The following is a 13,709-nucleotide window of genomic DNA, read 5'->3' as shown; positions in this document are numbered from 1 at the left end:
ACTCATTGCGGGAGCCGCGCCTCGCGGCGAATCGCGGCCTCAGCGAAATCGCACTGAGCTACAAAAAGCTCGCCCCGGGGCGGGGCTCCTACAATTTCAGGGCCATTGAAGGCATCGCGCGGGATGAATTAGCGGAAGCGTAATCCGTCGTTACGCAGCCCACACCTGACACCAGAGACAAATCATCTCAACCCATCGCGCAGAATTCAGCTATCTGCATCAGCAGCAGCCTGGTGGCAAACGATGACGATGGAGGCAACTACGACGACTCCACCCTACGCATCCGCCCTGCCGCGCTCATAAAAGGTCAACCCGACGCGAGCGATATGATCGAGCAGCGCCGGGTTATCGATACGATCCTTGAGAGAAAGATCGACCATCCAGGGCAGCAACAACTCGTCGATCTGGCTCTCCATGGCCAATAACTGCGCCAGTGAAAGCCCTTCCCCCTCAACCGTCAGATCGATATCCGACCCAACTCGATAATTACCTTTGGCACGTGAGCCATACAGAATGACTCGCTCGACCTGCGGACACGCGCGAAAAACAGCGCATAACTTCTCGACCGCATGCAGCGGCAACCCGAACCTCGCATTGGTCGTGCCGCTGTTACGCCCACCTGAACTGCGACACGACTGCAAGGCCTGCCATTTTTTGTCAGTTTTCGCCCTAAAATCCGTTCAACGCTATAGAGATACGGCCCTAATGCACAGCTCAAGTGCCGCCTGCAAGACTGGCACATTCAATGCATGAGCTAGTTCAGCGCAGCGAATACGTTGCCTACACTAACTCTTGGAGCGACCCCGATATGAAATCCATGCAAAAAGGCTTCACCCTGATCGAACTGATGATCGTTGTCGCGATCATTGGCATCCTGGCCGCTGTAGCCCTGCCTGCTTACCAGGACTATACCGTCCGCGCCAAGGTCTCCGAAGGCCTGATCGCTGCCAGCGCCATCAAAATCGGTGTTACCGATGTATTCGCCGATAACGGTGTCGCTGGCGTAGCAGCGTATTCGGCAGAAATCGCAGCGGATCAACCCAACTTGACCACAGCTCTGATCACCGCCATCGCAGTTGACGCTGCAAACGGCACTATTTCTGTCACCATGGGCGGCATTCCCCAGCTAGGCGCAAATAACGTATTGGCTTTGGTACCGGAGATCAACAACAACCCCATCGCGAACAACAACTCCACTGGCTCCATCACCTGGGACTGCAAAACCACCAACGGCGCCACTACTATCGACGTCAAGTTCCTGCCTGCAAACTGCCGCACATAAGCACAGCTTGCGACATACAGAAAAGAGACTGCCTAGGCAGTCTCTTTTTTTGTCACAACATTGCTCCTCAACTCGCAATCATCTCTGGTTAGTAGCAGGCTTGTTCGCTATAAATTACCGACATAGACAAATTGACTGGCAGCTATTCATGAATGCTTCCCCCGCTCTAACCGGCCTCGCCAAACAACTGGTCATAGCGAATCTCCTCGACGAGAACAGCTCTCTACAAGCCCAGCAGCAAGCCCAGCGCAACAAGCTGTCGCTGGTGACCTATCTGGTGCAGAACAAGCTGGTAAAGAGCCGCGCCCTGGCCGAATTGGCCTCGGAGCAGTTCGGCGTTTCCTTTCTCGACCTCAACACCCTCGACAAGGAAAGCCAGCCACGTGACCTGATCAGCGAGAAACTGGTACGCCAACACCGCGTGCTGCCATTGTGGCGTCGCGGTAACAAGCTGTTCGTCGGCCTCTCCGACCCGTCCAACCACCAGGCCGTCACCGACGTACAGTTCAGCACCGGCCTGACCACAGAAGCCATTCTGGTCGAGGACGACAAACTAGGCGATGCCATCGACAAGTTCTTCGACTCAGCCAATAGCGGCATGGAAGACCTGGCCGATGTCGACCTCGACGGTTTGGATGTGCAGGCCGTCGATGATGAGAAACCTGTGGGCGATGGAGGCGCTGACGCCGACGATGCGCCGGTAGTACGCTTCGTCAACAAAATGCTGCTGGACGCCATCAAGGGCGGCTCATCAGACCTGCACTTCGAACCTTACGAGAAAAACTATCGCGTGCGTTTTCGCACCGACGGCATTCTGCATGAGGCGGCACGCCCGCCAATCCAGCTCGCCCCAAGAATTTCTGCCCGCCTAAAGGTCATGGCTGCACTGGATATCTCCGAGCGGCGCAAGCCGCAGGACGGCCGTATCAAGATGAAGATCTCCAAGACCAAGGCCATCGACTTTCGCGTCAACACGCTACCCACACTGTGGGGCGAAAAGATCGTGATGCGGATTCTCGACCCTACCAGCGCGCAAATGGGCATCGACGCACTGGGCTATGAGGAAGAGCAGAAAGAGCTCTATATGAACGCCCTCAAGCAGCCCCAGGGTATGATTCTGGTCACCGGCCCCACCGGCTCGGGCAAAACCGTATCGCTCTACACCGGCCTGAACATCCTCAACACGGCTGACGTGAATATCTCTACTGCGGAAGACCCGGTGGAGATCAACCTGGAGGGGATCAACCAAGTCAACGTCAACCCCAAGCAGGGCATGGACTTCACCCAGGCACTGCGCGCCTTCCTGCGTCAGGACCCGGATATCATCATGGTCGGTGAGATCCGCGACCTGGATACAGCCTCCATTGCCGTCAAGGCCGCACAGACCGGGCACATGGTCATGTCGACCCTGCACACCAACAGCGCCGCGGAAACCCTGACCCGCCTGCGCAATATGGGTGTGCCTTCGTTCAATATCGCCACCTCGGTGAACCTGATCATCGCCCAGCGCCTGGCGCGCAAGCTGTGCAGCAGCTGCAAGAAGGAAGTCAACGTACCCCGCGAAACTCTGCTGGCCGAGGGCTTCCCCGAGGACAAGATCGGCACCTTCAAGATTTATGGTCCCGTGGGCTGTGAAAACTGCAAGGGCGGTTACAAGGGCCGCGTCGGTATTTATGAAGTGGTTAAAAACACGCCCAACCTGCAGCGGATTATCATGGAAGAAGGCAACTCCATCGATATTGCCGCGCAGATGCGTAAAGACGGCTTTAATGACCTGCGCACCTCCGCTTTGCTCAAGGCCATGCAAGGGGTTACCAGCCTTGAGGAAGTCAACCGCGTGACCAAGGATTAACCATGGCCGAAAAAGCTCTAAAAACCAGCGCATTCAAGTGGGAAGGCAAAGACAGACGCGGCGCGGTCGTCTCCGGCGTGATCAATGGGCAGAATCCAGCCCTGATCAAGGCGCAACTGCGCAAGCAAGGCATCAACCCCACCAAGGTGCGCAAGGAATCATCGTTGTCCTTTGGCAAGGGCAAGAAGATCAAACCCATGGATATCGCCCTGTTTACCCGACAGATGGCGACCATGATGAAGGCCGGGGTGCCGCTGCTGCAGTCCTTCGACATCATTGCCGAAGGCGTCGACAACCCCAATATGCGCAAGCTGGTGGACGAAGTAAAACAGGAGGTAGCGGCCGGCAATAGCTTTGCTACCTCGCTGCGTAAAAAACCTGCATATTTTGATGAACTTTATTGCAACTTAGTGGAATCCGGGGAGCAGGCTGGTGCCTTGGAGAGCCTTCTTGACCGTATTGCCACCTATAAAGAGAAGACCGAGGCACTCAAAGCCAAGATCAAAAAGGCAATGAACTACCCGATTGCAGTGGTAGTCGTCGCCGTGATCGTTTCAGCAATTCTACTTATCAAGGTCGTACCGCAGTTTGAAGATGTTTTTGCTAACTTCGGAGCGGAACTTCCGGCCTTTACACAGATGGTCATAGGCATCTCTCATTTCATGCAGGAATGGTGGTTTATCTTCCTGGCCGCAGCACTTGTTGCTGCATTTGCATTTAAAGAAGCCATGAAAAGATCACAGAAGCTGCGAGATTCTGTAGATCGTGGAGTACTTAAACTTCCAATTATCGGCGACATCCTCTATAAATCTGCCGTCGCACGCTTCGCTCGCACATTGTCCACCACATTCTCGGCTGGCGTGCCTCTCGTAGACGCGCTGGACTCTGTTGCTGGTGCAACAGGCAATGTCGTTTTCAAAAATGCGACCAATAAAATCAAGGCAGATGTTTCAACCGGCATGCAGTTGAACTTCTCCATGCGCACTACTGGAACGTTCCCCAGCATGGCGATCCAGATGACCGCCATTGGCGAAGAGTCCGGCTCACTGGATGAGATGCTCGACAAGGTGGCCAGCTTCTATGAGGCTGAAGTGGACAATATGGTCGACGGCCTCACCAGCCTGATGGAGCCCATCATCATGTCCGTACTGGGTGTGCTGGTCGGCGGCCTGATCATCGCCATGTACTTGCCTATCTTCCAGCTGGGCGCAGTGGTCTGATCGATGCCTGTACTCGACTTCCTGGCCAGCCATGCGCTGGCCTTTGTTTTGTGTGCTTTGCTACTGGGCCTGCTGGTCGGCAGCTTCCTCAATGTAGTGATCTATCGCCTACCCGTGATGCTGCAACGCGACTGGCAAGGCCAGGCGCGCGAGGTGCTGGAGTTGCCGCCAGCACCGGCAGCAGAAACCTTCAACCTGATCCTGCCCAATTCCTGCTGCCCGCAATGCGGCCATGAGATAAAGCCCTGGGAGAACATCCCGGTCATCAGCTATCTGTTTCTGCGCGGCAAGTGTTCGAACTGCAAGACTCCGATCAGCAAGCGTTACCCCATCGTCGAACTGGCCTGCGGGCTGCTTTCCGCTTACGTCGCCTGGCATTTCGGGTTTACCTGGCAGGCCGGGGCGATGCTGGTGCTGGCCTGGGGGCTGCTGGCGATGAGTCTGATCGATGCCGATCACCAGATTCTGCCGGATGTGCTGGTGCTGCCATTGCTGTGGCTGGGCCTGATCGTCAATTACTTCGGGCTGTTCACCAGCCTGGAAGACGCGCTCTGGGGGGCGATTGCCGGCTACCTGAGCCTGTGGTCGGTGTACTGGCTGTTCAAGCTGATCACCGGCAAGGAAGGCATGGGTTACGGTGATTTCAAGCTACTGGCCATGCTCGGCGCCTGGGGTGGCTGGCAGATTCTGCCGCTGACCATTCTGCTGTCGTCGCTGGTCGGGGCGGTACTCGGGGTCATCATGCTGCGCATGCGTGGCAGCGATTCCGGCACGCCGATTCCCTTCGGCCCCTATCTGGCGATTGCCGGCTGGATCGCCCTGCTGTGGGGTGACGTGATTACCGGCAGTTATCTGAAGTTCGCCGGGTTTTGAGCTAACCCAGCAACACTCGTCACTCCCGCGAAGGCGGGAGCCCAGGAGTTATTCTGGCTCCACAAGCTGGGTCCCCGCCTTCGCGGGGATGACGGATCGCGGCACACGCGGTTCGCATCGCATCCAATTCCCCCCTACAATCGCGGCCTTGAGCAGTAACGAGGCCGCATTGGCGTTATGAAACCCTGGATACTCGGCCTGACTGGCGGCATTGGCAGCGGCAAGAGCGCGGTGGCGCAAGGCTTTATCGAGCGTGGCGTGCACGTGGTGGACGCCGATCATGCGGCGCGCTGGGTGGTCGAACCGGGACGCCCGGCGCTGAGCAGGATCGTCGAACATTTCGGCGCGGGCGTGCTGCAAGCCAATGGCGAGCTGGACCGCGCCGCGCTGCGCAAGCTGATATTTGCCGCCCCCGAGCAACGCCGCTGGCTGGAAAGCCTGCTGCATCCGCTGATCGGTCAGGAGATCGTTCAGGTGCTGGCGCGCGCAGAATCGCCCTATGCCATTCTGGTGTCGCCACTGCTGGTCGAGTCCGGCCAGCGGCAGATGACCCAACGCATATTGGTCGTCGACACCCCTGCCGAGCTGCAGGTGCAACGCACCATCGCGCGCGACCAGAGCTCCGAAGAACAGGTTCGCGCCATCATGCAGGCCCAGGCCAGCCGCGAAGAACGCCTGCGTCATGCCCACGACGTGCTGGTCAATGATCGTGATAGGGCCTGGCTGGACGCGGAGGTCGAGCGCCTGCACAACTTCTATCTGACCCTGCGTGGAGGCCAGCCATGACCATTACCGTTCAATGCCCAACCTGTAGCGCACCCGTCGAGTGGAAAACCGAAAACACCTACCGCCCCTTCTGCTGCGAGCGCTGCAAGCTGATCGATCTGGGCGCCTGGGCCGCCGAAGAGCATGCGATTCCCGGCAATGACCTGGAAGACGAGATATTCAGCGGCGAGCTGCCGACAAGGCCGCATTGACGCGCAATCGCGGCTGAAGCCGCTCCTACGGTAGCGCCCAAGGAAGACCATCAGCATCATGCACGCAGGCGGTGCGCACGGCGCACCCTACGGGGCTCAGGGGCGCATGAAGGCGTAATCGCGGTCATCGTCGAGGTTGTCGGCGAGAAACTGCAGTTCGCCGCCCAGTTCCTGAGCGTCGCGCAGCGCCTTGTTCTGCTGCACGATTTCCGCCAGCAGCGCACGCAATACCATCAGGCGCTCGAAACCCTGGGCTTCGGCGTCGCGCAAAACATCGTGCAGAGCGCTTCTGGCCCAGCTGTGAATACTCATGTTCAAGTCCCTCGGCGGCGTTTTTCACAGCATGGCGGCAGGCCCGCTCCGAGTCTTGATCAGGATCAATCCCGGCAACGCCATTCAATCGGCCAATACAGCGCCATTCACTCGCCGTGATCCCCCTCCTTCCAGGGCGCCTGCAGGTAGCGGCTGCGGTTGAAGGTTTCCAGCCAGTCCGGGTAGAACACCACGAGCGCAGTGACGATGGTGCCGTTGATAAAGGCCTCGGGGAACGCCACCAGCCACAGGTAGCCGGCAAAGTCGTCCAGCCAGGGCGGCATGGGGAACAGCCCGTCCATCCACAACAGGGCAAGGCCGCCGAGCAGCGTCATCAGCGTGGCCAGCGCCGCCGGGAAGAAACCGCAGAAGAAGATGTAGACGAACAGATTACGCGGCTGCGCGCGCTCGACACGGATTGCGCACGCCTCGGTGACCAGCACCGGAATCAGCACCAGCAGCACGCCGTTGACGCCGAGCGAGGCCAGATCCATGCGCCCGATAGCCAGCAGGCCAAGCTGCGCCGCCAGGCCCGCCAGCACGGCGAGTGGCCAGTCGAGCAGCAGGGTTACCGCCGTCATGCCGATGAAGTGGTAGGACAGCCCGGAGTCGAAATCGCGGCGCACCAGCCATAGCAGAAACAGCGCGAGCATGGTGCCGAACAGCAGATGCTGGCGGCGCAGGTCACTGAACAGTTCGACCCAGGGCGCCCGTGCTATCGCCCAGAGCAGCACCAGCCCATAGACCAGCCAGCCGCCCAGCAAGGTGGAGAACGCCAGTAGGTTGGAAGCGATCATGCGCGCACACCCTCTCCCTCATTCATCGCCGTGCCAGAGAGTCTACACCGGCACTCGTAGCGCCTGGGCAATCTGCTGAGAACTGGCAAGATGCGTATTCATCCCCACGCAGGCAAGGATCCTGGCGCTCGGAGTGACAAGCTGCACGGAAGTGACGCAGCTGTTTACCCCAGCCACAGTCAAGCGAATACATTGAGCCCTACCAGGCTGTTGAAAAACTACCTGCGTTGGCAATTCTGCGTTAAAAACGGCCTCAAAATGCTCATTTACAGCACGTAAACTGCGCTTTTTCGGCCATTTCTGCCTTGTCTTGCCTGCCTCGCCTACGTTTTTCAACGGCCTGCTACTGGCCTGGATCCAAATCTCCAGGATGGCTCAGGGATGGCCTGAAATAGTCGTCATTTCCGCGCAGACGGGAATCCAGGTGCTCGGCATGACGGCCAGCGCTGGATGATTCCCCTTCAGGCCAGCGCAAGCGCTGTCCCGCATGCGCTGGAATGACGCTTGTCTTGATACTGACGCTCATGTTCGGAGCCTTCACCAACGATTGTCCAGCTCGCCGCGCGGTAAGCGCTGGCAAGCCAGCCTGCGCTACGGCTAAGCTTCGGACATGGACGATTCCGATTATCTGCGCCTGCTGACGCACCAGGCCGAACAGGCCAATGCCTTTCTCTCCAACGCGAAAAAATGGGAGCGCGAGCGCTGGGTTTGTCAGCGCCTGCTGCAAGCACTGAACGTGCGTCACCACAGCGATGACTTCACGCCCAGCGGCCAGGAGCCGCCGGACGTGCTGTTTCGCGAGGCCAATTTCGAAGTGTTTTTCGTGCTCGATGAAGGGCGGCGCCTGAATGACGAGTGGCGCGCCGAACTGGAACGGCGCCGCAGCGCCTTTTCCCTGAGCCAACTGGTGCGCCGCGAAGCACGCCCCAAGCGCATTCCGGCCAGCGAAATGCAGGCACGGCTGGCGCCGACCCTGCGCAAGAAGGCGCATAACTACCGCGAGCGCGGCATCGACCTCGGCGAACTCGACCTGGTCGCCTTCGTCAGCCTCAAGCGCGCCGTGCTCGACTGCAACAGCCACTTCCCGCCCCCCACCGAATACCTGCGCCAGGGCTGGCGCTCGCTGTCGCTGGTCGGTCCGCGCTTCGCCCGTGTGCTGTTCGCTCACCCGGACGCGCCGGTTTTTCTGCGGCAGAACCTCGGGCGCAGCCTGCTGTTCGACATCGGTATCGGCCTGTGAGCCCCTTGCAGGAGTTGTTGGCCGAGGTACCGCAGGTCGGCCAGGTGCGCTGGATAGGCGTACGCCCCAGGGCACGTGAGGCGATGCTCGAAGTCGAAGCCGTGGAAGCGCGGCGTGAAGCCGGCCTGACCGGCGATCACAGCCGCCCCGGACCGCGCAATGCGCGGCAGGTCACGCTGATCCAGTGGGAACACCTGGCCGTCGTCGCTGCCCTGCTCGGCCGCGACGCGCCCATGCCGCCGAGCGAGCTACGTCGCAATATCGCGGTCGCCGGCATCAACCTGTTCAGCCTCAAGGGCCGGCGCTTTCGCATTGGCCAGGCGCTGCTGGAAACCACCGGCTGGTGCCAGCCCTGCGCCCGCCTGGAGGAACGCCTCGGTCGCGGCACCTTCCAGGCCATGCGCGGCCACGGCGGCATCACCGCCCGCGTGATCGAGGGAGGCATCATCCGCCTGGAGGACGCCGTAAGCGTTGAAATCCTTGACCCATTATCTGACCCGCAGGACAACGACGCTCGCCAAGGCTGGCGGGCACGCCTAGAATAGGCGCATTCAAGCAGAGGCCCACCCATGACCAGCCGCCTGAGCCCCGAAGACCAGCAGAAAGTCGACCACTACCTGAGCGCACCGCAGCATCAGGTTGAACGTCAGCCGTTTCGCGTCTGGCGCCTGCTGGCGGTGGTCATGGTCGTGACCATTGGCCTGGGCCTGCTGAGCCGCCTTCTGAGTCGACTGGTGCTATGAGCTGCCTTGCGCTCGCCCTCTCGCACTCACACCGTCTTTTTCAAAGCCTTGTGAGCAATATCCATGTCCCATCGCATCGTGATCGTCGGCGGAGGCGCCGGCGGTTTGGAGCTGGCCACCCGTCTGGGTAGAAAACTGGGCAAGAGTGGCGCCGCCCGAATCATTCTGGTCGACGCCAACCTCACCCATATCTGGAAGCCCCTGCTGCACGAAGTGGCCGCCGGCTCGCTGAACTCCTCGGAAGACGAACTGAACTACGTGGCCCAGGCCAAGTGGAATCATTTCGAGTTCCAGCTCGGGCGCATGTCCGATCTCGACCGTGCCGGCAAGAGCATCACCCTGGCACCGACGCTGGATGACGACGGCCAGCTGCTGATGCCTGAGCGTCGCATCACCTACGACAGCCTGGTCATTGCCGTTGGCAGCACCACCAATGACTTCGGCACACCAGGCGCCGCCGAGCACTGCATTTTCCTCGACACCCGCGCGCAGGCTGAGCGCTTCCATCGCCGCATGCTCAGCCACTACCTGCGCGCGCACGCCAACGAGGGCGAAGACGGCTCGAAGATCGACATTGCCATAGTCGGCGCCGGTGCCACCGGGGTCGAGCTGGCAGCAGAACTGCATCACGCCGCCAAGCAGCTGGCCGCCTATGGTCTGAATCGCATTCGCCCCGAAGACATGCGCATCACCCTGATCGAAGCCGGGCCACGCGTATTGCCTGCGCTGCCCGAGCGCATCGCGCGGCCGGTGCATAAGACCCTGGAGAAGCTCGGCGTCACCGTACTGACCGGCGCCGCCGTCAGCGAAGTGACTGCCGATGGCCTGAAAACCGCCGACGGCAACTTCATTCCGGCCAGCCTGAAAGTCTGGGCTGCCGGCATCCGCGCCCCCGGTTTTCTCAAGGACCTCGACGGCCTGGAGAGCAACCGCATCAACCAGCTGCAGGTTCGTCCGACCCTGCAAACGACGCTTGACGACGACGTGTTCGCCTTTGGCGACTGCGCGGCCTGCCCACAGCCGGGCACCGAGGGCCGCAACGTGCCGCCACGCGCCCAGGCGGCGCATCAGCAGGCCTCGCTGCTGGCCAAGTCGCTACGCCTGAAGATCAGCGCCCAGCCACTGCCGGAATACCGCTATCGCGACTACGGTTCGCTGATTTCGCTGTCGAGCTTCTCTGCGGTCGGCAATCTGATGGGCAACCTGACCGGCAGCGTCATGCTCGAAGGCTGGCTGGCACGGGTGTTCTACGTGTCGCTGTACCGCATGCACCAGATGGCCCTGTATGGCGTGCCACGCACCCTGCTGCTGATGCTCAGCGATCGCATCGGGCGCAGCACCGAGCCGCGCCTGAAACTGCACTGAAGCAGCAGCAACAAGCGCTGTAGGCTGGGCCGGGCGGCGATCCGCTTCAGCCCACCTCTCGCCCCCCGCTGGTGGGCTAAAGCCCACCCTACGAGCTAGAAGCGGGCGCAGGGCGGGACAGGGGGAGACGAGCAGATGCGTAGCCCGGATGAAATCCGGGACGCTCTCGATACAGAACAGCCGCCCCGGACCGCATTCGAGCCGCGTCGCAAAAACCAAACACGCAAACACGAAAAAGCCCGCACTAGGCGGGCTTGTTCGTTGTAGTGGTGGGTCGTGTAGGATTCGAACCTACGACCAATTGGTTAAAAGCCAACTGCTCTACCAACTGAGCTAACGACCCAAAAATGGTCGGGGTAGGGGGATTCGAACTCCCGACATCTTGCTCCCAAAGCAAGCGCGCTACCGGACTGCGCTATACCCCGATAGGAAGTTGGCTCCGCGACCTGGACTCGAACCAGGGACCCAATGATTAACAGTCATTTGCTCTACCGACTGAGCTATCGCGGAACTTCGGTCTTCCAGCTCTGCTGCGCTTCGGCTTTCGCTTTACCGCTTCAGAGGCGCGCCATTTTACGTAGCAAAATTTCCCTGTCAAGCCCTGCAAACTGCTTTTACGACAATGCTTTGCAGACAAGCCATGGACTACTATATGTTTCATCGAACTGCGGCACGACGCAGGACGCGCCAGCCGACGACGCCAGTCAGGACAGTCCATGAGCAACCAGGACAAGCCCCCCATTCATCCCAAGGTGGTCAGCCTCGCCAGCCGCGGTATACAGCCGCGCTTCAGCGATCTGGTACAGGCCTGCCGCAAACTGGTGATGAATCGCCTGGCGGAGCATCTGAGCGGTGTATTCGGCCAAGTCGATGACACCCTGTTCGAGTGCGCCGAGAAGGCCGAGAACAACAAGGTGCAGACGCTGTTCTTCGACAACATGCGCGAGATCCGCCGCCAACGCCCGCAGATCGAGCGCAGCTACCACCAGGCCATCGCCAACAATTTTTCCGCTTTCCTCGACGGCAAACTGCAGGATCAGACGCCGGCCGAAGTGGACCCCGAGCAGTTGGCCCTGGTGCAGAACGAGGATTACGAAGAAACCCTGCAAGTCACCAATATGGTCAGCCGGGTCAAGGCACGCTGCACCCAGCCGCTGTTCGCCCTGGAGCAGCGCCTGGCGCTGCTCAACAACGGCCAGAAGCTCGGCGAGGACAGCAACCCCTTCGGCCCGCAGGCCATTGCCCAGGCGTTTCGCGATGCGCTGGCGCCCTGCCCCTTCCCGCTGCAGATCAAGACCATCCTGTACATGCTCTTCGATCGCCATGTGATGCAGAGCCTCGATTCACTCTATGGCGCACTCAACCAGCGCCTGATCGATGCCGGCGTGCTGCCCAACCTCAAGTACAGCGCGCAGATCAACCAGAGCGTCAGCCGCCCCGATGCGCCTCAGGCAGAAGCCCCGACGCCCCAACAACAAGCGCCGGGCAGGGCGGGCGCGACTTCCGCCCCCGTGGAACCGGCGCTGTTCGACCTCGATCTCAGCGCCCCGCCGCCGAGCGATCCGGCCGCACTGTTCAGTGGTTTGTCCAGCCTGCTCGGCGAGCACCGTCAGAGCCACCCGGACGCCCCGCTCCTGGGCGGTACACGGAGTATCATCAGTTTCTCGCCGCGCGAGGCCAGCCGCACCTACAGCGCCAGCGAATTGCTCGCAGCGCTCAACCGCATGCAACAGCAGTCGGCCCACGAACTGGCCCAGCGCCTGCATCAGCCACAGGCCGTTGAAGGCCTCAAGGCCGACCTGCAACAGCAGCTGGAGTCGCACAGCAGCCTGCCGGGCGACAGCAAGGTGTCCGACCAGGAAGCCGACGTCATCGACCTGGTGGGCATGCTGTTCGACTTCATCCTCGATGACGAGAACCTGCCGGACGCCTGCAAGACCGCACTCTCGCACCTGCATACGCCCTATCTGAAAATTGCGCTGCAGGACAAGGCACTGTTCACCCAGCACCACCACCCGGCGCGACGCCTGCTCAACACCATGGCTCAGGCCGGCGTGCTGTACGGCAACGAAGGCGACGAACGCGGCCTGCTGGCCAAGATGCAGTGGGTGGTCGAACGGGTGATTCACGGTTTCAGCGGTGATCTGGGGCTGTTCGACAGCCTGATCGAGGAGTTCAACGAATACGTCGAGACCCTGCGCCACAAGGTCGAACTGCGCGAGCGTCGCGCGGTCGAGGCGGCCAAGGGCCGTGACCGCCTGCTCGGGGCTCGCGAACAGGCGCTTGAGGTGATTCAGCGCTGCGTCGGGCAGCGCGACCTGCCAACCATCATCCGCAATTTCCTCGAACTGACCTGGGCCGATGTCCTGGTTTTCGTCTTGCTGCGCCACGGCGAGCAGAGCACGGAGTGGAAGCGCTCCTGCGAAGTGGCCGAGCAACTGGCCTGGAGCGGCACGCCGCTCGGCGAGGTCGAGGTGCTGCAATTGCAGGAACAGCGCGTGCCTATGCTCAGCGACCTGCGCAAGGGCCTGGAATTGCTCGGCGGCTACCATGAGGACGGCATCCGTCGCCTGCTGCAGGACCTGGTGGCCTGCCAGCACGCGGTGCAAGCCAAACAACCGCAGTTGGCCGCCCAGCTCAGACCCACCCTGCCAGAAAGCCCCCTGGGCGCCATGCTCGGTGAGGATGCCGACCTGGCTCGCCAGGCACCTTCGCGCAGCAAGCTCTCGGCACGCGCACAAGCCCTGGCCAAGGAACTGGCCAGCGTCGAATTCGGCACCTGGTTCGAGTTCGTCGAGGACGGCAAGAGCCGCGTACTCAAGCTTTCCTGGTTCAGCCCGACCACGCACAACTACATGTTCGTCGACCACAGTGGTCAACGCGTGGCGATCAAGCCGCTGACCCTGCTGGCCAGCGAGATGGAAAAGGGCCTGGCCCGCATCGTCACTCCCGAACGCGCGACGCCACTGGTCGATCGCGCGCTGACTGCCATTTACCGTGTGCTGCAGCGCTTCACTGGGCGCACGGCCGAACCCCGCTGAGGAATTT

The 13,709-nt window shown here is 60.7% G+C and carries 14 protein-coding genes and 3 tRNA genes; 11 read left to right on the top strand and 6 right to left on the bottom strand.

All coding sequences use genetic code 11. From position 1 onward, the window contains the following. Positions 1-275: 275 nt before the first annotated feature. Positions 276-581: a nucleotidyltransferase family protein gene (locus ACN0X6_RS14295; protein ID WP_417704864.1), complete on the bottom strand. Its 306-nt coding sequence runs from the start codon at positions 579-581 to the stop codon at positions 276-278. Positions 582-808: 227 nt separating this feature from the next. Between ACN0X6_RS14295 and ACN0X6_RS14290 the strand changes: the two genes are divergently transcribed. From ACN0X6_RS14290 to yacG, 6 genes are all read left to right on the top strand, one after another. Further along, positions 809-1,282 carry a pilin gene (locus tag ACN0X6_RS14290; RefSeq protein WP_417704862.1) on the top strand — a complete coding sequence of 158 codons (474 nt, stop codon included), beginning with the start codon at positions 809-811 and terminating at the stop codon, positions 1,280-1,282. A gap of 148 nt (positions 1,283-1,430) precedes the next feature. Beyond that, the gene (gene pilB / locus ACN0X6_RS14285; protein WP_417704860.1) at positions 1,431-3,134 is read left to right on the top strand and encodes a type IV-A pilus assembly ATPase PilB; all 1,704 of its coding nucleotides are present in this window, start codon (positions 1,431-1,433) and stop codon (positions 3,132-3,134) included. Between the two features lie 2 nt (positions 3,135-3,136). After that, complete coding sequence (locus tag ACN0X6_RS14280; protein ID WP_417704858.1) at positions 3,137-4,354, top strand: type II secretion system F family protein; 1,218 nt, start codon at positions 3,137-3,139, stop codon at positions 4,352-4,354. Positions 4,355-4,357: 3 nt separating this feature from the next. Then, a complete protein-coding gene (locus ACN0X6_RS14275) occupies positions 4,358-5,227 on the top strand; it encodes a prepilin peptidase (protein ID WP_417704856.1) in 870 nt (289 codons plus the stop codon). A 177-nt stretch (positions 5,228-5,404) separates the two neighbouring features. Then, positions 5,405-6,013: a dephospho-CoA kinase gene (gene coaE, locus ACN0X6_RS14270; RefSeq protein ID WP_417704854.1), complete on the top strand. Its 609-nt coding sequence runs from the start codon at positions 5,405-5,407 to the stop codon at positions 6,011-6,013. Further along, positions 6,010-6,204 (top strand): DNA gyrase inhibitor YacG, encoded by a 195-nt coding sequence (gene yacG, locus ACN0X6_RS14265; protein ID WP_417704852.1) that lies wholly within the window; start codon positions 6,010-6,012, stop codon positions 6,202-6,204. Before coaE ends, yacG begins: the two co-directional genes overlap by 4 nt. 96 nt (positions 6,205-6,300) lie before the next feature. Here yacG and ACN0X6_RS14260 read toward each other — a convergent pair whose 3' ends face one another. Together ACN0X6_RS14260 and ACN0X6_RS14255 are read right to left on the bottom strand one after the other, a co-directional pair. Then, positions 6,301-6,516, bottom strand: coding sequence for a hypothetical protein (locus ACN0X6_RS14260; protein WP_417704851.1), 216 nt, complete (start codon positions 6,514-6,516; stop codon positions 6,301-6,303). Positions 6,517-6,623: 107 nt separating this feature from the next. Further along, positions 6,624-7,313, bottom strand: coding sequence for an energy-coupling factor ABC transporter permease (locus tag ACN0X6_RS14255; RefSeq protein WP_417704849.1), 690 nt, complete (start codon positions 7,311-7,313; stop codon positions 6,624-6,626). 610 nt (positions 7,314-7,923) lie between these two features. Here ACN0X6_RS14255 and ACN0X6_RS14250 point away from each other — a divergent pair. The 4 genes from ACN0X6_RS14250 (at position 7,924) to ACN0X6_RS14235 (ending at position 10,661) form a co-directional block, all read left to right on the top strand. Beyond that, complete coding sequence (locus ACN0X6_RS14250; protein WP_417704847.1) at positions 7,924-8,553, top strand: DUF1780 domain-containing protein; 630 nt, start codon at positions 7,924-7,926, stop codon at positions 8,551-8,553. Continuing rightward, entirely contained in the window at positions 8,550-9,098 is a 549-nt protein-coding gene (locus ACN0X6_RS14245) for an MOSC domain-containing protein (protein WP_417704845.1), read from the top strand. The genes ACN0X6_RS14250 and ACN0X6_RS14245 overlap by 4 nt, the downstream gene beginning before the upstream one ends. A gap of 24 nt (positions 9,099-9,122) precedes the next feature. Then, positions 9,123-9,296, top strand: a complete 174-nt coding sequence (locus ACN0X6_RS14240; protein WP_075745439.1) for a DUF3094 family protein — start codon at positions 9,123-9,125, stop codon at positions 9,294-9,296. 63 nt (positions 9,297-9,359) lie between these two features. Then, the gene (locus ACN0X6_RS14235) at positions 9,360-10,661 is read left to right on the top strand and encodes an NAD(P)/FAD-dependent oxidoreductase (protein ID WP_417704843.1); all 1,302 of its coding nucleotides are present in this window, start codon (positions 9,360-9,362) and stop codon (positions 10,659-10,661) included. A gap of 267 nt (positions 10,662-10,928) precedes the next feature. On the opposite strand, the gene ACN0X6_RS14230 is transcribed toward ACN0X6_RS14235, so the two are convergent. From ACN0X6_RS14230 to ACN0X6_RS14220, 3 genes are all read right to left on the bottom strand, one after another. Next, a tRNA-Lys gene (locus ACN0X6_RS14230) sits at positions 10,929-11,004 on the bottom strand. Between the two features lie 5 nt (positions 11,005-11,009). After that, positions 11,010-11,086 (bottom strand) — tRNA-Pro (locus ACN0X6_RS14225). A gap of 9 nt (positions 11,087-11,095) precedes the next feature. Then, positions 11,096-11,171, bottom strand: a tRNA-Asn gene (locus ACN0X6_RS14220). Positions 11,172-11,377: 206 nt separating this feature from the next. Here ACN0X6_RS14220 and ACN0X6_RS14215 point away from each other — a divergent pair. Further along, positions 11,378-13,702, top strand: coding sequence for a DUF1631 domain-containing protein (locus ACN0X6_RS14215; RefSeq protein WP_417704841.1), 2,325 nt, complete (start codon positions 11,378-11,380; stop codon positions 13,700-13,702). Positions 13,703-13,709: the final 7 nt, after the last annotated feature.

The organism is Pseudomonas sp. (genome assembly GCF_048269965.1).
Classification (GTDB): domain Bacteria; phylum Pseudomonadota; class Gammaproteobacteria; order Pseudomonadales; family Pseudomonadaceae; genus Aquipseudomonas.
The sequence above is the reverse complement of the archived record's forward strand: the minus strand, read 5'-3'. Positions and strand labels throughout refer to the sequence as shown.